At 70.2% G+C, this 16,464-nt stretch carries 17 protein-coding genes and 2 pseudogenes; 1 reads left to right on the top strand and 18 read right to left on the bottom strand.

What is annotated here, in order from left to right:
- Nucleotides 1-18: 18 nt before the first annotated feature.
- From ybgF to N787_RS15495, 18 genes and pseudogenes are all read right to left on the bottom strand, one after another.
- The gene (gene ybgF / locus N787_RS03625) at nt 19-855 is read right to left on the bottom strand and encodes a tol-pal system protein YbgF (RefSeq protein ID WP_052575095.1); all 837 of its coding nucleotides are present in this window, start codon (nt 853-855) and stop codon (nt 19-21) included.
- A 3-nt stretch (nt 856-858) separates the two neighbouring features.
- Nucleotides 859-1,362 (bottom strand): peptidoglycan-associated lipoprotein Pal, encoded by a 504-nt coding sequence (pal, locus tag N787_RS03620; protein WP_034210870.1) that lies wholly within the window; start codon nt 1,360-1,362, stop codon nt 859-861.
- A gap of 65 nt (nt 1,363-1,427) precedes the next feature.
- The gene (gene tolB / locus N787_RS03615) at nt 1,428-2,738 is read right to left on the bottom strand and encodes a Tol-Pal system beta propeller repeat protein TolB (protein WP_034210869.1); all 1,311 of its coding nucleotides are present in this window, start codon (nt 2,736-2,738) and stop codon (nt 1,428-1,430) included.
- Nucleotides 2,735-3,694, bottom strand: coding sequence for a hypothetical protein (locus tag N787_RS03610; RefSeq protein ID WP_034210868.1), 960 nt, complete (start codon nt 3,692-3,694; stop codon nt 2,735-2,737). The genes tolB and N787_RS03610 overlap by 4 nt, the downstream gene beginning before the upstream one ends.
- Nucleotides 3,684-4,124, bottom strand: coding sequence for a protein TolR (gene tolR / locus N787_RS03605; RefSeq protein ID WP_034210867.1), 441 nt, complete (start codon nt 4,122-4,124; stop codon nt 3,684-3,686). Before tolR ends, N787_RS03610 begins: the two co-directional genes overlap by 11 nt.
- A gap of 45 nt (nt 4,125-4,169) precedes the next feature.
- Nucleotides 4,170-4,946: a protein TolQ gene (gene tolQ, locus N787_RS03600; RefSeq protein ID WP_034210866.1), complete on the bottom strand. Its 777-nt coding sequence runs from the start codon at nt 4,944-4,946 to the stop codon at nt 4,170-4,172.
- Nucleotides 4,947-4,961: 15 nt separating this feature from the next.
- A complete protein-coding gene (gene ybgC / locus N787_RS03595) occupies nt 4,962-5,363 on the bottom strand; it encodes a tol-pal system-associated acyl-CoA thioesterase (protein WP_034210865.1) in 402 nt (133 codons plus the stop codon).
- Nucleotides 5,360-6,391, bottom strand: coding sequence for a Holliday junction branch migration DNA helicase RuvB (ruvB, locus tag N787_RS03590; RefSeq protein ID WP_034210864.1), 1,032 nt, complete (start codon nt 6,389-6,391; stop codon nt 5,360-5,362). The genes ybgC and ruvB overlap by 4 nt, the downstream gene beginning before the upstream one ends.
- A 95-nt stretch (nt 6,392-6,486) precedes the next feature.
- The gene (gene ruvA / locus N787_RS03585; RefSeq protein WP_034210862.1) at nt 6,487-7,086 is read right to left on the bottom strand and encodes a Holliday junction branch migration protein RuvA; all 600 of its coding nucleotides are present in this window, start codon (nt 7,084-7,086) and stop codon (nt 6,487-6,489) included.
- Nucleotides 7,083-7,610 (bottom strand): crossover junction endodeoxyribonuclease RuvC, encoded by a 528-nt coding sequence (gene ruvC, locus N787_RS03580; RefSeq protein WP_034210861.1) that lies wholly within the window; start codon nt 7,608-7,610, stop codon nt 7,083-7,085. Before ruvC ends, ruvA begins: the two co-directional genes overlap by 4 nt.
- Nucleotides 7,607-8,338 (bottom strand): YebC/PmpR family DNA-binding transcriptional regulator, encoded by a 732-nt coding sequence (locus tag N787_RS03575; protein WP_034210860.1) that lies wholly within the window; start codon nt 8,336-8,338, stop codon nt 7,607-7,609. The genes ruvC and N787_RS03575 overlap by 4 nt, the downstream gene beginning before the upstream one ends.
- Nucleotides 8,339-8,405: 67 nt before the next feature.
- Nucleotides 8,406-9,011 carry an esterase/lipase family protein gene (locus N787_RS03570; RefSeq protein ID WP_084590605.1) on the bottom strand — a complete coding sequence of 202 codons (606 nt, stop codon included), beginning with the start codon at nt 9,009-9,011 and terminating at the stop codon, nt 8,406-8,408.
- 56 nt (nt 9,012-9,067) lie between these two features.
- Complete coding sequence (locus N787_RS03565; protein ID WP_034210857.1) at nt 9,068-9,598, bottom strand: GNAT family N-acetyltransferase; 531 nt, start codon at nt 9,596-9,598, stop codon at nt 9,068-9,070.
- 3 nt (nt 9,599-9,601) lie between these two features.
- Complete coding sequence (gene aspS, locus N787_RS03560) at nt 9,602-11,371, bottom strand: aspartate--tRNA ligase (protein ID WP_034210856.1); 1,770 nt, start codon at nt 11,369-11,371, stop codon at nt 9,602-9,604.
- Nucleotides 11,372-11,479: 108 nt separating this feature from the next.
- The gene (locus N787_RS03555; protein ID WP_052575103.1) at nt 11,480-12,037 is read right to left on the bottom strand and encodes a hypothetical protein; all 558 of its coding nucleotides are present in this window, start codon (nt 12,035-12,037) and stop codon (nt 11,480-11,482) included.
- A gap of 169 nt (nt 12,038-12,206) precedes the next feature.
- Nucleotides 12,207-12,500, bottom strand: coding sequence for an FmdB family zinc ribbon protein (locus N787_RS03550; protein WP_034210855.1), 294 nt, complete (start codon nt 12,498-12,500; stop codon nt 12,207-12,209).
- Nucleotides 12,501-12,673: 173 nt separating this feature from the next.
- Nucleotides 12,674-13,987 (bottom strand): annotated as a pseudogene (locus tag N787_RS03545) (ABC-F family ATP-binding cassette domain-containing protein); the annotation flags it as partial.
- 150 nt (nt 13,988-14,137) lie between these two features.
- Nucleotides 14,138-14,611: pseudogene (locus N787_RS15495) on the bottom strand (ATP-binding cassette domain-containing protein); the annotation flags it as partial.
- Between the two features lie 85 nt (nt 14,612-14,696).
- Here N787_RS15495 and ybaL point away from each other — a divergent pair.
- Nucleotides 14,697-16,391: a YbaL family putative K(+) efflux transporter gene (gene ybaL, locus N787_RS03540; RefSeq protein WP_034210853.1), complete on the top strand. Its 1,695-nt coding sequence runs from the start codon at nt 14,697-14,699 to the stop codon at nt 16,389-16,391.
- Nucleotides 16,392-16,464: the final 73 nt, after the last annotated feature.

Genomic DNA, 16,464 nt, shown 5'->3' with positions numbered 1-16,464 from the left:
GCCGGCGCGGAGCCGGGATCAGCGGTTTTCGAGGGCGAGCGTGCGCAGGCGGCTTTCGGCCTTGCCCGCGGCGTCGGTGCCGGCGAAGCGCGCGGACACCTGGCGCAGCGACTCCTCGCCCGCGGCGCGCTGGCCCAGGGCGATCTGGCAGTAGCCCAGCTTCAGCAGGGCATCGCCCTCCTTGCGCGAACCGGCGTGCTGCGACAGCAGCGTCTGGAAAGCCTCCAGCGCGAGCTCGTAGTTCTGGGTGACGTAGTAGCTCTCGCCCAGCCAGTAGTAGGCGTTGGGCACGAGGGCGCTGGCCGGGTAGTCGCGCAGGAAGCGCTGGAACAGGCGCGCGGATTCGTCGGCCTCGAAGCGCTCGACCAGCGCATCGAGGGCGGCCTGGTAGGCGGCTTCCTCGGCGGCGGGATCGACAGCGGCCGGGGCGGCGGCATCCGCGGCCGGGGCCTGCGCGGCCGTGGCCGGCGCAGTCGCGGGATTGGCGGCCGGCGCGGCAGGCGCGGCGGCGGGATTCTGGGGTGACGCGGGATTGGCCGGGGCGGCACCGCCTTCGAGGCGCGCGAGGCGGCCGTCGAGGTCGAGGTACTGCTGGCGGTTGGTCTGCTTGAGCTGCTCGATCTCGTTCTGCAGCGTCTCGATCTGGTTGCGCAGCGACTGCACTTCCGACTGCAGCTGCACGATGCGGTTCTGGGCTTCGATGTTGCCCTGCACCGCCGCCTGGTTCTCGGTATTGGCCTTGTTCTCGAGCAGCGTGACGCGCTCGCCGAGGCTCAGTCGCTGGGCAGCGGCCGGAGTGGCGGCCACGAGGGCCGCCACCACGGTCACAACGCAAAGGATGCGCTGGCGTCCCATCGCTTACTTGGCGGTGTAGACGATTTCGACGCGGCGGTTCTGCTGCCAGCAGGTCTCGCTGGACTCGCCGCAGGTCGGACGCTCTTCGCCGTAGGACACGACGGTGAGCTGGCCGGCCGAACCACCCGCACCCTGCAGGGCGCCGGAGACGGCGTTGCCGCGGCGCTCGCCGAGGCCCAGGTTGTACTCACGGGTACCGCGCTCGTCGGCATTGCCCTCGAGGGTGATGCGCGACTCCGGACGGTCGTTCAGGTACTTGGCGTGGCAGGCCATGATGGCCTGGAACTCCGGACGCAGGGTGTCCTGGTCGAAGTCGAAGTACACGGTGCGCTGGCGCAGGCAGGAGTCGGTGTCGAGGTCAGCCGGGGTGTAGCGGCCGTCGGAGACCGGCTGGGTCACGGCCGGAGTCTCGGTGACGGCTTCTTCAACCGGCTTGGTCTTCTTGGTGCAGGCGGCAAGGGCGACGGTGATCGAAGCGGCGAGCAGCACGCGGGTGGTCATGTTCATTGGGGAAGCCTCTTATTATTCGGATGCAGGGGTTGTAGCTGTGGTTATTTTCGGCCCGTCCTTGCTTATCTCTGCCTGAACGGTGACCAGGCGGGCTCCCGGACGTCACCATCGGCCAACACCAAACGCTGTCGCACACTGCCATCCGCAGACACTGCGAACAGCACTCCGCGCCTACCTTCCTTGGTTGCATAAAGCAGCATGCTGGCATTCGGGGCAAAGCTGGGCGACTCGTCGAGGTTGCCCGGCGACAGCGTCTGCCAACGCCCTGCCCCGCCAAAACTGCGGTCTAGAACGGCAATACGATAAACGTTTCCGCTGCCCTGCGCCATAGCTATCTTCTTGCCGTCAAAGGAAATACTGGCCTTTGCGTTGGAGTCGCCCTGGAAGCTGAGCCGGGTCGCTTCGCCGCCCGAAGCGGGCACCTGGTAGAGCTGGGGCTTGCCGGCCCGGTCCGAGGTGAAGACCAGGGACTGGCCGTCGGCCGACCACACCGCCTCGGTGTCGATGCCGTAGTGGCGGGTCACCTGGGTCACCTGCTTGGTGGCCAGGTCCATCACGTAGATCTCGGGGTTGCCGGTCCGGGACAGGGTCAGGGCCAGGCGGCGGCCGTCCGGCGAGAAGGACGGGGCGCCGTTGATGCCCTTGAAGCTGGCCAGGACCTCACGGGCGCCGGTGGTGATTTCCTGCACGTAGATGGTCGAATTGCCGCGCTCGAAGCTGACGTAGGCCAGCTTGCGGCCGTCCGGGCTCCAGGCCGGGGACAGCAGCGGCTCGCGCGACTTCACCACCGTCTGCGGGTTGAAGCCGTCGGAGTCGGCGATCATCAGCGCGTACTGGGTGTTGCCGCCCAGGCCGTTGGCGGTGACGTAGGCGATGCGGGTCCAGAAGGCGCCGCGGACGCCGAGGATCTTCTCGTACACCTGGTCGGCGATCTGGTGCGCCACGTCGCGCATGCCGCGGGCGCGGCCGCCGACGGCCAGGCCGAGCATGCGCTCCTGCTTGGCCACGTCGTACAGCTCGTACTCGACCCGGTAGCCGCCGTCGGCGTTGTCCAGCACCCGGCCGACGACGATGAAGTCCTGCTTGAGCACGCGCCAGGTCGGGAACTTGATCTCGCTGCCGCGGATCGGCTTCTCGATCACGTCCTGTTCGGACAGCGCGTTGAACTGGCCGGAGCGGTTGAGGTCGGCGCGGATGACCGCGGCGATGTCGGTGTCGGGGGCCACGCTGGTGCCAAGGTAGGGCATCGGCACGATCGTGATGGGCAGGGCGCCGTCGCGGCCCTGCACCATGCCGATGTCCAGGCCCTGGGCCTGGGCGGAACCGAAGGGCAGCAGCAGCGCGAACGCCAGGAAGGTCAGTAAGCGTCTCATCGTGGGCAGGCCTCTTGGGGGTAGCAGAAAGTCAGGTCGATCTGGCGTTGGAACACGGGTTCGAAGCCGGCATAGGGCATCGGCGAACGGCGCAGCGCGCGCTCCACCGACTCCCGCGCCTGGCCGTCGAAGGGGCAGGACAGGAAGCTGATGTCGATCACTTCGCCGCCCGGGATCTGGGTGAAGCGGACCTTGCAGGGGGTGCTTTCCGGCGCCAGCGAGCGGTTCCAGTTCATCTCGGCGGTCTGCAGCATGGCCAGGGCGTAGCGCGCGGCCAGGTCGGTGTCGACGCCGTTGTTGCCGCCGGCGGGCTGGGCCGGGGCCGGGCTGGGCGCCGGCGCCGTCTCCCGGTCGGCAAGCTGGCGCAGGCGCTGTTCTTCCAGTTTCGACTGGCGCTCAGCCTCTTCCTTCTGCTTGCGGATCTCGGCCAGCTGGGCCAGCTGCTGCTCGCGCAGGCGCTGGCGGCGCTCGGCCTCCTCCTGCTTGCGCTCGCGCTCGGTGAGGTCGATCTGTTCCTGGATGCGCTTGGCCTCCTGCTCCTCGCGCTCCTTCGCCTGCTCCTGCTCCAAGGCCAGCTTCGCGACCGCATCCTGTTCGACCGGCGAGGGCTCGGGCACGCGCTCCTGCGGCACCGGCTGGGCCTCGTCGGGCGCGTCCTGGGGCTGCGGCGCGGGCAGCGGCTGCGGCGGCGGCGCGGCTTCCACCGGGGGCGGCGGCGTGGGTTCGGGCTTGGGGGCTTCGGCGGCGCTGCGCTCGGCGGCGACCACGTCGGACGGCGACACGACCAGCGAGGCCTCGACCACCGGGCCGGCGACCGAGATCACCTGCGGCGCGGGCTGCCACCAGCCGGCGACCAGCAGCAGCGCCAGCAGGCCGACGTGCAGGGCCACCGCCATCGCGACCGGCGCCGCGATGTCGTCCTGCACGTCCCCGGGGCGGGCGGTATCAGCGTGCATTTTCCGGCGGCTGTCCCATCAGGCCCACGCGCGGCACGCCGGCCTGCTGCAGCAGCACCATGGTGTCGAACACGGTGGAGTAATCGGCGTCGCGGGCGCCGGCGACGAACACCGGCACCTCCGGGTTGGCGCGCACGAAGGCCGCGACCTTGGCCTGCAGCTCGGTGGCGTCGATCGGCTCGTTGGCGCCGCCCTCGAGCTTGAGCGCGTAGGCGCCCTCGGCGGTGACCGAGACGATCACCGGCTCCTTCTGCTGCTCGATCGGCTTGGCGCGCGCCTGCGGCAGCTCGACGTCGACGCCGAGGCTGAGCAGCGGCGCGGTGACCATGAAGATGATCAGCAGCACCAGCATCACGTCGATGTAGGGCACGACGTTGATGTCGGCCTTGAGCTTGCGGCGCTTGCGGTGGCGGGTGATGGTGGCGGACATGGCGACAGCTCTCAACGTGTGGTCGGGGGAAACGGGGTTACCCGCTTATTCCTCGACGTGGGACTGGCGCTGCAGGATCGAGGAGAACTCCTCGGCGAAGCTTTCGTAGCGCACCGAGATGCGCTCGACCTTGGTCGCGAAGCGGTTGTAGGCCCAGACCGCCGGGATCGCCACGAACAGGCCGATGGCAGTGGCGAACAGCGCCTCGGAGATGCCCGGGGCCACGGCGGCGATGGACGCGCTCTGCTGCGTGGACAGGCCGTGCATGGTGACCATGATGCCGAACACGGTGCCGACCAGGCCGACGTAGGGCGCGGTGGAGCCGATGTTGGCCAGCAGCTCGAGGTTGTGCTCGAGGCGGTCGACCTCGCGGGCGTAGGTGGCGCGCATGGCGCGTTGGGCGCCCTCGAGCTGGGTGCGGCCGTCCAGGCCCTTCTTCTGGCGCAGGCGGGCGTATTCGCGGAAGCCGGCCTCGAAGATCGCCTCCAGGCCCGACACCACGCGGTTGCGGTCGGTGGCCGAGCGGTAGAGCTGGGTCAGGTCCACGCCCGACCAGAAGCGGGTCTCGAACTCGTCGGCATCGTCGGCGGCGCGGGCGAAGACGCGGTTCTTTCGGAAGATGATCACCCAGCTCATCACCGAGCCCAGCAGCAGCATCAGCACGATCAGCTGCACCGGCCAGCTGGCGTGCAGCATCAGCTCGAGGTAGTTGATGCCGGAGCCGCCGGCCGCCGCGGCCGCGTCCGTCGCGGCGGGCAACGCCTCGGTCGGGAGCTCGGTCACCGGGGCGGCGGCGAGGATCAGGGCGTTCGGGTGCGGCATCTTGGGTGCTCCGGGTTACGTGGAATCCACGGCCAGCCATTCGGGCAGGGCACGCGGGCGGAAACTGGAGGCCACCAGGCAGGCCACGCGGACAGTCGCGCGGACCAGGACCTGGTCGCCCCGGGTAATCACCTGCCCGATCAACAGGCTGGCGTGGCGCCGCTCGGTGACGACGACGCTGGCGAGCAGTTCGTCATCGAGCCGGGCGGGTTGGTGGAAATCGAGCTGCATGGCGCGGACCACCAGCACCAGGTCCTCGCTTTCGCGCAGGCCCTGCTGCCCGATGCCCATCGCCCGGAGCCATTCGGTCCGGGCGCGTTCAAGGAACCGCACGTAGCTGGCGTGGTAAACCACCCCGCCAGCGTCGGTATCCTCCCAATAAACCCTTATCGGGAAGCTGAACGGAACCGCGCTCATGACTCGAACAGGTCGGGCGGGACGGCCTTGCGAGGGGGTTTGAGGCCCAGGTGGGTGTAGGCCTTGTGGGTCACCATGCGGCCGCGGGCGCTGCGGACCAGGTAGCCCTGCTGGATCAGGTAGGGCTCGATCACGTCCTCGAGGGTGCCGCGCTCCTCGCTCAGGGCCGCGGCCAGCGACTCGACGCCGACCGGGCCGCCGTCGAAGTTCTCGATGATCATGCCCAGCATGCGGCGGTCCAGGGTATCGAAGCCCTCGGCGTCGACTTTCAGCATGGCCAGGGCCTCGTCGGCCACCGGGCGGGTGATGGTGCCGCCGGCGCGCACCTGGGCGAAGTCGCGCACGCGGCGCAGCAGGCGGTTGGCGATGCGGGGCGTGCCGCGGGCGCGGCGGGCGATCTCGCCGGCGCCGTCCGGGGCGCATTCGATGCCCAGGATGCTGGCCGAGCGGCGGACGATGCGGGTCAGCTCCTCGGCGCTGTAGAACTCGAGCCGCTGGACGATGCCGAAGCGGTCGCGCAGCGGCGCGGTGAGCAGGCCGGCGCGGGTCGTGGCGCCGATCAGGGTGAAGGGCGGCAGGTCGAGCTTGATCGAGCGGGCCGCGGGGCCCTCGCCGATCATGATGTCGATCTGGTAGTCCTCCATCGCCGGGTACAGCACTTCCTCGACCACGGGCGAGAGGCGGTGGATCTCGTCCACGAACAGCACGTCGTGCGGCTGCAGGTTGGTCAGCAGCGCGGCCAGGTCGCCGGCGCGCTCGATCACCGGGCCCGAGGTGGTGCGCAGGTTCACGCCCAGCTCGTTGGCGATGACATGGCTGAGCGTGGTCTTGCCCAGGCCCGGCGGCCCGAAGATCAGCACGTGGTCCATGGCTTCGCCGCGGCCCTTGGCGGCTTCGATGGCGATCTTGAGCTGCTCGCGGACCGGCTGCTGGCCCAGGTAGTCGTCCAGCCGCTTGGGCCGGATGCTGGCCTCGGCCAGTTCGTCTTCGCGCGTGGCGCCGGGGGCAATGACGCGGGTGTCTTCCATGGCCCCGGATTATGTCAGGGAACCCCCATCAAAAAAGGGGTCAGAGTGAATATCTGTTTGAAACAGATATTCACTCTGACCCCTTTTTTGATGGGCTAGCCCTTCAGCATGCTGCGGAGGGCTTTCCGGATGATGTCCTCGGCGCTGTCGCCGGGTTCGGCCTGCTTGAGCATGCGCTGCACCTCGGCCGGCTTGTAGCCGAGCTGGGTCAGGGCCACCGAGGCTTCGGTGACCGGGTCGGCCGGCACCGCGCCGCCCTTGCCGGTGAGCACGGCGACGCCGCCGCCGGCGAAGTCCGCGGCGCGGTCGCGCAGCTCGACCACCATGCGCTCGGCGGTCTTCTTGCCAATGCCCGGGATGCGGCACAGCGCGGTGATGTCGCCGGCCTGCACCAGCCGCGCAAAGTCGTCCACGCTGGCACCCGAGAGCACCGCCAGCGCGATCTTGGCGCCCACGCCCGTCACCTTCTGCACTTCGCGGAACAGCCGGCGCTCGGCCTCGGTGAGGAAGCCGAACAGCGCCACGCCGTCCTCCTTCACCGCGTAGTGGGTGAACAGCGTGACCTCGCGACCCACGTCGGGCAGGTCGTAGAAGGTGCTCATCGGCGCCGAGAGCTCGTAGCCCACGCCGCCCACGTCCACCATCAGCGCCGGCGGCGCCTTGTACACGAGCAAACCCTTCAGGCGGCCGATCATCTGCGTCTCCGGAGCAAGGCACTGGCCAGGCCGGTGCGGCCGGCGGTGGCGCTGGTGTGGGCGTGGGTGAGCGCGACCGCGAGCGCATCGGCGGCGTCGGCCTGCAGCTTCTTCTCGCCCAGGTTCAGCAGCAGGCGCACCATGTGCTGCACCTGGGTCTTGTCGGCGGCACCGCTGCCGACCAGCGACTGCTTGATCAGGCGCGGCGCGTACTCGCTCACCGACAGGCCGCGGCGCACCACGGTGGCGATGGCGGCGCCGCGGGCGTGGCCCAGCTTCAGCGCCGAGGTGGCCGACTTGTCCATGAACACCGATTCGATCGCGACGACCGTGGGCCGCCAGGTCTCCAGTACTTCCTCGAGGTCGAACACCAGCTTGCCCAGCCGCGCCGGGAAATCCTCGGTGTCCACCAGCAGGTTCAGGGCCTGGCAGTGCACGTAGGCGCACTTGCCCGTGGCGTCGACGTCGATGATGCCGACGCCGGTGCGCTGCGAACCCGGGTCGATGCCGAGGATGCGGGTCACGTGTAGGCGACGTCGCCCAGGTCGGCGTTGGAATACACGTTCTGCACGTCGTCGAGGTCCTCGAGCATGTCGAGCATCTTCTTGACCTGCAGCGCGGTGTCGCCGGTGACCGCGATGTCGTTGTCGGCGCGCATCGTCACCTCGGCCTCGAGCGGCGTGAAGCCGGCCGCGGCCATCGCCGACTTCACCGCCTCGAACGACTCCGGCGCGCACAGCACCTCGACCAGGCCGTCCTCGGGGAAGGCCTGCACGTCGTCGGCGCCGGCCTCGATCGCGGCCTCGGTCAGCGCGTCCTCGCTGCTGCCCGGGCCGAAGCTGAGCACGCCCAGCTTCTTGAACATGAAGGCGACCGAGCCATCGGTGCCAAGGTTGCCGCCGCACTTGTTGAACGCGTGCCGCACGTCGGCGACGGTGCGCACCTTGTTATCGGTGAGGCAGTCGACGATCACGGCGACGCCGCCGGGGGCGTAGCCCTCGTAGCGGATTTCCTCGTAGCTCACGCCCTCGAGTTCGCCGGTGGCCTTCTTGATGGCGCGCTCGATGACGTCGCGCGACATGTTCACGCCCAGGCCCTTGTCGACCGCCACGCGCAGGCGCGGATTGCCCTTCGGGTCGCCGCCGCCGAGGCGCGCGGCGGTGGAAATCTCGCGGATGATCTTGGTGAAGACCTTGCCGCGCTTGGCGTCCTGGGCGTTCTTGCGCCCTTCGATGGCCATCAATCTGCCCATGGAACCCGACCCCTGCCCGCTTAACGGTGATTTGCGATGCGGTGATTATAGGGCCGACGCCATGCGCTCAGGCGGGGAACCGGCCGTCCCGGAGGAAGCCGGCGGCCAGCGCCGCGACCTCGGCGGAGAAGATCATGCCGGTGTGGCTGGCGGGCAGGACGCGATGGTCGGCCAGGCCCGGCAGCCGGGTTTCCCACACTGCGACGGTGCCGTCGTTGGGACCGTCGAAGCGCCCGAACACCTTGCCCAGCCCCGCGGCCTTGCAGCCGGCGACGACACCGACCTCGCGGCCACGCGGCAGTTCGTACAGGCCGCTCTTGAGCAGCCGGGCGCTGCGGCCCAGCAACCCGCCCAGATGGCTGTGGGCCATGCCGCGGGCGGCACCGCTGCCGGCGAGCGGCGAGCCCAGGCAGACGATGCGGCCGGGCGGCAGGCCGGCGTAGCTGGCGGCGGTTTCCAGCGCGACCAGGCCGCCGAGGCTGTGGCCCACCAGATGCACCGGCTCGCCGCCCGAAGCCAGCAGGGTCGTGGCGAGCTTGTCCACCGACGGGGCCGGCCCGCGGAACAGGCTGGCGTAGTCGAAGACGTCGGCGCGGAAGCCGTGCGCGCGCAGGCGCCGCGCCAGCGGCCACAGCGTGAAGCCGCGCATCCAGACGCCGTGCAGCAGGATCACGCGGGGACCGGAGGCTGGGCGCAAGGGCGTCGCTCGTGCGGCGGGAAGCCGGCAGTCTATGCCGGCGCGGCGGTCTTTTCGCGGCGCAGGGTGAACTCAAGGTCCACCACGCGGCCCACCGGGAAGGTGTGTTCGCCGACCTTCGAGAAGCCGCGCCGGGCGTAGAAGCGCTGTGCCCCGGGGTTCTCCGACCACACGCCGATCCAGACCGTGCGCGGGCCCTCGGCCTGCAGCCAGTCCATCGCCGCGTCGAACAGCCGCCCGCCCCAGCCGCCGGACTGGTAGGCGGCCAGCACGTAAAGGCGCTTGAGCTCGCCGTCGCCGGGCTCGACCGCGGGGTTGGGCAGGCCGCAGGGACCGGCGGCCGCGTGGCCCACCGCGACGCCGTCGTCCTCGAGCAGCCAGACGGCGTAGCCCGGCGTCTCCAGAATCACGCGCTGGCGATCCACGGCGTAGGACTCGCGCAGGAACGTGTCGAGGTCCTCCGGCGGGTACAGATGCCCGAAGGCCTCGACGAAAGTGCGTTCGGCCAGCGCAGACAGCGTGGCGGCGTCCGCCGGCGTGGCGCGACGGATCGCCAGCGCCACGACTCAGGCCTTGTCGGGCCTGGGGCGGACGGCGACGTGCACCTCGGCCAGCTGCACGTCCGGCACCGGCGACGGCGCGCCGGTCATCAGGCACTGCGCGGTGGTCGTCTTCGGGAAGGCGATCACGTCGCGGATCGACTCGGTGCCGGCCATCAGCGCCGCGATGCGGTCGATGCCGAAGGCGATGCCGCCGTGCGGCGGCGCGCCGAACCGCAGCGCGTCGAGCAGGAAGCCGAACTTGGCCTCGGCCTCTTCCGCACCGATGCCCAGCAGGTCGAACACCGCGCTCTGCATGTCAGGGCGATGGATGCGGATGGAGCCACCACCGATCTCGTTGCCGTTGAGCACCATGTCGTAGCCGCGCGACACCGCGATCTTCGCGTTCGCCTTGAGCTCGGCGATGTCGTCCACGGCCGGGGCGGTGAACGGGTGGTGCAGCGCGACATAGCGCTCCTCGTCCGGATCCCATTCGAACATCGGGAAGTCGGTGACCCACAGCGGCTTCCAGTCGCTGGAGACGAGGTTGAAGTCCTTGCCGGCCTTCAGGCGCACGGCGCCCATGAAGTCGCTGGCCTTGTTGTAGGCGCCGGCGCCGAAGAAGACGATGTCGCCCTTCTGTGCGCCGGTGGCGGCGAGCAGCGCCGCGAAAGCGTCCTCGGCGAAGAACTTGGCGATGGGCGAATTCACCGCGCCCGCCTCGTCGACCTTGGCGTAGGCCAGGCCCTTGGCGCCGTACTTGGCGGCGTGCGCGGCGTATTCGTCGATCTGCTTGCGGCTCAGCGCGGCGCCGCCCGGGATGCGCAGCGCGGCGACGCGGCCATCCGGATCGTTGGCGGCATCGGTGAAGGCCTTGAACTCGCAAACCTTGACCAGCTCGGCCACGTCCACCAGCTCCAGCGGGTTGCGCAGGTCCGGCTTGTCGGAGCCGTAGCGACGCATCGCCTCGGCCCAGGTCATGCGCGGGAAGCTCGCATCGAGCTCGACGCCGATCACTTCCTTGAACACCTCGCGGATCATGCCCTCGACCGCGTCCTGCACGTCCTGCTCGCGCACCCAGGCGAACTCCAGGTCGAGCTGGGTGAACTCGAGCTGGCGGTCGGCGCGCAGCGCTTCGTCGCGGAAGCAGCGGGCGATCTGGTAGTAGCGGTCGAAGCCGGCCACCATCAGGATCTGCTTGAACAGCTGCGGCGACTGCGGCAGCGCGTAGAACTCGCCCGGATGCATGCGCGCCGGCACCAGGAAGTCGCGCGCGCCCTCGGGCGTGGCCTTGGTGAGGATCGGCGTCTCGATGTCCTGGAAGCCGCGCGCGTCGAGCCAGCGACGCAGCGCCTGCACCAGGCGGATGCGGGTGCGCATCATCTTCTGCATCTCGGGACGGCGCAGGTCGAGGTAGCGGTACTTCAGGCGCACGTCCTCGCCCGCGTTCTCGTGGGCGTGGAAGGGCAGCGGCTCGGCCTTGTTGAGCAGCTCGATCTGCGTCGCCAGCACTTCCACCTTGCCGGTGCGGATCTTCTCGTTCACCGAATGACGGGCGCGCACGACGCCGGTGATGCGCAGGCAGTCCTCGTAGCCCACCTTGGCGGCGGCCGCGACCACGGCGGCGTTGCCGGCGTCGGCGGACGGCTCGGCCACGATCTGGACGATGCCCTCGTGGTCGCGCAGGTCGATGAAGCACAGCCCGCCCATGTCACGGGCGACGTCGGCCCAGCCGCAGAGGGTGACGGTCTGGCCGATCATGGACTCGTCCACGAGGCCGCAGAAATGGCTGCGCATGCTTGCTCCGAAGGGAATTCGCCGGACCCGGACGGGCGGCGGAAGACCCGGGATTTTAGGCCCGGCGGGCCTGCCCCGGCAAACGCCGGGGCTTTCGAAGGCGGTGGCTTACTCCGGCGCCAGCTCGCTGCCCCAGGGCGCCGGCGGCGCCGGCACCGGGCGGCTGAGGTCGAACTCGACCTGGAACAGGCGGCCGTTCGGGCGCGAGAGTTCGTAGACGAAGACCTGGCCGGGCTCGATCTCCATCGCCCAGGTGTTTTCCAGCGAGGCCATCAGCCCCTCGCGGCGGAAGGTGGCGATCGATTCGGCATCGACCGGGAAGGCCTGGCGGCGTGCGCTGCCGGGGCTGGCGGTGTCGCCGCCGTACATCGTCACGGCGTCCGAACTGCCGTCTTCGTGGCGGTGGTCGTGCTTGAGGCGCAGGCCGGTGGCGGTGCGGGTCAGCACCCAGGTGCGCGAGCGGTCCTCGCCGACGTGGAAGGGGATGCGCAGCTCATCGGCGCCGCAACTGCGCACGTGCATCACCAGTTTCTTGCCCGCAAAGGCGTTGTCGGGCTGGGCCGGGGTATCCACCCGCACCCTGCCCTCGAAGGCCTGGCCGCAGTGGGTGGCGAGGCGGGCGAGGAAGGCATCCACGGGCGCCACCTGCACCGCCGGATCGCCCATCCCGGGCGGCGGCAGCGGCTCGGGCAGGCCGAACTGCGCCCCGGCATCGGGACGGGTGGCATCGGCGCCGGCGCAGGCGGCCAGCAGGACGGCGGTGGCGAGCAGGCTCGCGGCGTAGATCGGGGTCTTCATGCCGACGACCCTACCCCGCCGCGGGCGCGCGCAGCAATCAGTCGGCGGCGGGGGACGGCTTGGATTCGGCCGGCTTGGCGGCGGGCTCGGACTTGGCCGCCGGCTCGGCCTTGGCGCCGCCCTCGGCGAGGTTGCGCTTCTTGTCGCCGTCCTTCTTGAAGTCGGTCTCGTACCAGCCGGAGCCGGCCAGGCGGAAGCTGGGCGCGGTCAGCTGGCGCCGGACCTGGGCCTGGCCGCACTCGGGGCAGTCGGTCGGGTCCGGGTCGGACAGCTTCTGGAGGCGGTCGAAGGCGTGGCCGCAGTGGGCGCACTCGAAGGCATAGATGGGCATGGTCGCGGGAGCTCGTGCGGCCGGTGGCCGGGTGGGTGGGTGGGTGGGTGGGTGGATTAGTGGGGGTTTGCCCCGGCCATTCAAGCCCCGTCCCTGTGGGAGGGACTTCAACCCCGATGCATTTCGGCGAGAGGCATCGGGACTGAAGTCCCTCCCACGAGGGGCGGCGGGCGTCAGGGGTCGGTGGTTTCGAGGAGCTGGAGCCACTCGGCTTCGAGGGCTTCCTTTTCACGCGCCAGCTTTTCCTGGCGCTGGGCCAGCTGCGCGACCTCGATGCCGCCGTCGTTGCCGTAGATGGCCGGATCGGCCAGCTGGCCCTCGACCTCCGCCAGCGCGGCTTCGAGTTCGGCGACCCGGGCCTCGACCTGGCGCAGCCGGCGGCCGGCGACCTCGACCTCGTGCTTGCTGCGCACGGGCTTGGGCGCGGGTTTGGCCACCGGCGAGGACGAGGGCTTGGCGGCGCGCGGCTCGTTGTTGCGGCTGCGCAGCCAGGCGGCGTACTCGTCCAGGTCGCCGTTGAACTCCTCGACCTTGCCGTCGGCCACGCGCCAGAAGCTTTCGCAGACCAGGCCGATCAGGTGGCGGTCGTGCGAGACCAGCACGATCGCGCCGGGGAAATCACTCAGCGCCTCGGCCAGGGCCTCGCGCATGTCGAGGTCGAGGTGGTTGGTGGGCTCGTCGAGCAGCAGCACGTTCGGCTCGAGGTAGGCGATCAGGGCCAGCGCCAGGCGCGCGCGCTCGCCGCCGGAGAAGCCGTCGATGTTCTCGAAGGCGCGGTCGCCGACGAAGTTCCAGCGGCCCAGGTAATTGCGCAGCACCTGCTCGCCGGCGTTGGGCGCCAGCTCCTTGAGGTGCCACAGCGGGCTCTGGCCCTCGTGCAGGCTCTCGACCGTGTGCTGGGCGAAGTAGCCGATGCGCAGGTCGGGATGCGCGACGCGCTCGCCGGCCAGCGGGCGCAGCTCGCCGACCAGGGTCTTCACAAGCGTGGATTTGCCGGCGCCGTTCGGGCCCAGCAGGCCGACGCGGTCGCCCGCCTCCAGCCCGAAGCCCACGTCCGCCAGGATCCGCACGCTCCCGGTAGGAGGGACTTCAGTCCCGAAGCTGTTCGCCGAAAGCTTCGGGACTGAAGTCCCTCCTACAGGGGCGTAGCCGGCATCGACGTGGTTGAGGCGGATCAGCGAATGCGGCAGGCGCGCCGGCTCGGCGAAGACGATGCGGAACGAGCGCTCGGCGCGCACCGCCTCGGTGCCGGCCAGCTTGGCCAGGCGCTTCATGCGGCTCTGGGCCTGGCGGGCCTTGCTGGCCTTGGCCTTGAAGCGGTCGATGAAGCTCTGCAGGTGGGCGCGCTCGGCCTGCTCCTTGTCGTGCGCGATCTGCTGCTGGCGCAGGTGCTCGGCGCGCTGGCGCTCGAAGCTGGTGTAGTCGCCGGCGTAGAGTTTGGCGCGGCCTTCGTGCAGGTGCAGGGTATGGGTGCTGACGCCATCGAGGAACTCGCGGTCGTGCGAGATCATCAGCAGGGTGCCCGGGTACTTGAGCAGCCAGGCCTCGAGCCACAGCACCGCGTCGAGGTCGAGGTGGTTGGTGGGCTCGTCGAGCAGCAGCAGGTCGGAGGGCATCATCAGCGCCCGCGCCAGGTTCAGGCGCACGCGCCAGCCGCCGGAGAACGAGGACACCGCGCGCGAATGGGTATCGGCCGGGAAGCCCAGGCCGTGCAGCAGCTTGCCGGCGCGGGCGGTGGCGTCGTAGCCGTTGATCTCGGCCAGGCGCTGGTGCGCGTTGGCCACGGCGTCCCAGTCCTCGGCGGCCATCGCGGCGGCCTCGGCCTGCAGGATGGCGTGCACTTCGGTGTCGCCCGAAAGCACGAAGTCGATGGCGGCGTCGGGCAGCGACGGCGTTTCCTGCGCCACGCTGGCGATGCGCACCTTGCCGGGCAGGTCGATGTCGCCCTGGTCGGCCTCGACCTCGCCCATGATCGCCGCGAACAGACTGGACTTGCCGCAGCCGTTGCGGCCGATGACGCCGATGCGCCAGCCGGCGTGCAGGCTGAGGTCCACTTGGGAGAGCAGGAGGCGTTCGCCCCGGCGGAGGGCGAAATTGCGGAAGGCGATCATGACGTGGGCTGAAGCAAGGGTCGGGTAGTCTATCAGGCGGTCCGGCGGCCCCCTGCCCCGGACGCCATTCGCCCGAGGACTGCCGATGCCCCATGACACCCCGCTGATCGCCCTGCTCGCCGTCGGCCTGGTGCTGGCCTTCGTGCTGGGAAGCCTGGCGCACCGGCTGCGCCTGTCGCCGATCGTGGGTTACCTGGTGGCGGGCATCCTGGTGGGGCCGTTCACGCCCGGGTTCGTGGCCGATCCCGACCTGGCGATGGAGCTGTCGGAAATCGGCGTGATCCTGCTGATGTTCGGCGTCGGCCTGCACTTCTCGGTCGAGGACCTGATGGAAGTGAAGGCCATTGCCATCCCCGGCGCCATGGTCCAGATCACCGTGGCCACGGTGCTGGGCTGGGGCCTGGCCTGGTTCCTGGGCTGGCCGACGCTGCAGGGCATCGTGTTCGGCCTGGCGCTGTCGGTGGCCAGCACCGTGGTGCTGCTGCGCGCGATGGAAGACCGGCGCCTGCTGGAAACCCGGCGCGGCCGGATCGCGGTGGGCTGGCTGATCGTCGAGGACCTGGTGATGGTGGTGGCCCTGGTGCTGCTGCCGGCGCTGGCCGGATCCATGGGCGAGAACGCGAAGGACGGCACCCTGGCGCTGGGACCGGTGATGGCCTCGCTGGGCTGGACGCTGCTCAAGGTCGGCGCCTTCGTGGCGCTGATGCTGCTGGTGGGCAAGCGCGCGATCCCGTGGCTGCTCGAGCGGGTGGCGGGCTTCGGTTCGCGCGAGCTGTTCACGCTGAGCGTGCTGGCGATCGCGCTGGGCGTGGCCTTCGGCTCGGCCAAGCTGTTCGGCGTGTCGTTCGCGCTGGGCGCCTTCTTCGCCGGCATGCTGCTCAACGGCGACCTGAGCCACAAGGCGGCCTCGGATTCGCTGCCGCTGCGCGATGCATTCGCGGTGCTGTTCTTCGTGTCGGTGGGCATGCTGTTCGACCCGATGATCCTGGTGACGCAGCCGCTGCCGGTGCTGGCCACCTTCCTGATCATCACCGTCGGCAAGTCGCTGGCGGCCTACCTGATCGTGCGCGCGTTCGGGCATCCCAACGGCACCGCGCTGACGATCTCGGCCAGCCTGGCCCAGATCGGCGAGTTCTCCTTCATCCTCGCCGGACTGGGCGTGTCGCTGGCGATCCTGCCGGAGATGGGGCGCGACCTGGTGCTGGCCGGCGCGCTGCTGTCGATCATCGCCAACCCGCTGATCTTCGCGGCGCTGGACAAGCTGGAGGCGCGTCGCGCCGCCGCGGACGCCGAGGCCGGCGTGTCGCCGGGGCCGGCCCCGGTCCGGAACGCGGGCCCGGCGCTGCCTGCGCAAGGCCACGCCATCCTGATCGGCTACGGCCGCGTGGGCGGCGAGATCGCGAAATTGCTGCGCGAGCGCGAGGTGCCGCTGGTCGTGATCGACGACGACGCCGACCTGGTCGAGCGCGCCCGCGGCGCCGGCTTCCCCGCGATCCGCGGCAACGCCGCCACGCCGCGCGTGCTGGACGAAGCCTCGCCGGCCGGCGCGCAGCTGGTGGTGCTGGCGATCCCGCAGGCGCTGGAGGCCGGCGAAGTCGTGGCCCGGCTGCGCGCGCTCAACCCGGGCCTGACCATCCTGGCGCGCGCGCACAGCGATGCCGAAGTGAAGCACCTGATCAGGCACGGCGCCGACGGCGCGGTGCTGGCCGAGAAGGAACTCGCCCACAGCATGGCCGAGATGGCCCTCTCCGCCCCGCCCTTCCGCCACCAGCGCGCCTGATGCCTCCTTGTAGGAGGGACTTCAGTCCCGAAGCTTTCCGGCGAAAGGCTTCGGGACTGAAGTCCCTCCCACA

The sequence above is a fragment of the Arenimonas metalli CF5-1 genome, from assembly GCF_000747155.1.
Taxonomy (GTDB): domain Bacteria; phylum Pseudomonadota; class Gammaproteobacteria; order Xanthomonadales; family Xanthomonadaceae; genus Arenimonas; species Arenimonas metalli.
This window is presented reverse-complemented; position numbering and strand designations above follow the sequence as displayed.

Coding starts and splice junctions, on each gene's coding strand:
- pal (WP_034210870.1), bottom strand. CDS start 1,362: ATGAACATGACCACCCGCGTGCTGCTCGCCGCTTCGATCACCGTCGCC.
- N787_RS03575 (WP_034210860.1), bottom strand. CDS start 8,338: ATGGGCAGATTGATGGCCATCGAAGGGCGCAAGAACGCCCAGGACGCC.
- N787_RS03555 (WP_052575103.1), bottom strand. CDS start 12,037: ATGGGCGATCCGGCGGTGCAGGTGGCGCCCGTGGATGCCTTCCTCGCC.
- ruvB (WP_034210864.1), bottom strand. CDS start 6,391: ATGGAAGACACCCGCGTCATTGCCCCCGGCGCCACGCGCGAAGACGAA.
- aspS (WP_034210856.1), bottom strand. CDS start 11,371: ATGCGCAGCCATTTCTGCGGCCTCGTGGACGAGTCCATGATCGGCCAG.
- tolQ (WP_034210866.1), bottom strand. CDS start 4,946: ATGCCGCACCCGAACGCCCTGATCCTCGCCGCCGCCCCGGTGACCGAG.
- N787_RS03610 (WP_034210868.1), bottom strand. CDS start 3,694: ATGCACGCTGATACCGCCCGCCCCGGGGACGTGCAGGACGACATCGCG.
- ruvA (WP_034210862.1), bottom strand. CDS start 7,086: ATGATCGGCCGCCTGAAGGGTTTGCTCGTGTACAAGGCGCCGCCGGCG.
- ybgF (WP_052575095.1), bottom strand. CDS start 855: ATGGGACGCCAGCGCATCCTTTGCGTTGTGACCGTGGTGGCGGCCCTC.
- tolB (WP_034210869.1), bottom strand. CDS start 2,738: ATGAGACGCTTACTGACCTTCCTGGCGTTCGCGCTGCTGCTGCCCTTC.
- ybaL (WP_034210853.1), top strand. CDS start 14,697: ATGCCCCATGACACCCCGCTGATCGCCCTGCTCGCCGTCGGCCTGGTG.
- tolR (WP_034210867.1), bottom strand. CDS start 4,124: ATGTCCGCCACCATCACCCGCCACCGCAAGCGCCGCAAGCTCAAGGCC.
- ybgC (WP_034210865.1), bottom strand. CDS start 5,363: ATGAGCGCGGTTCCGTTCAGCTTCCCGATAAGGGTTTATTGGGAGGAT.
- N787_RS03550 (WP_034210855.1), bottom strand. CDS start 12,500: ATGCCCATCTATGCCTTCGAGTGCGCCCACTGCGGCCACGCCTTCGAC.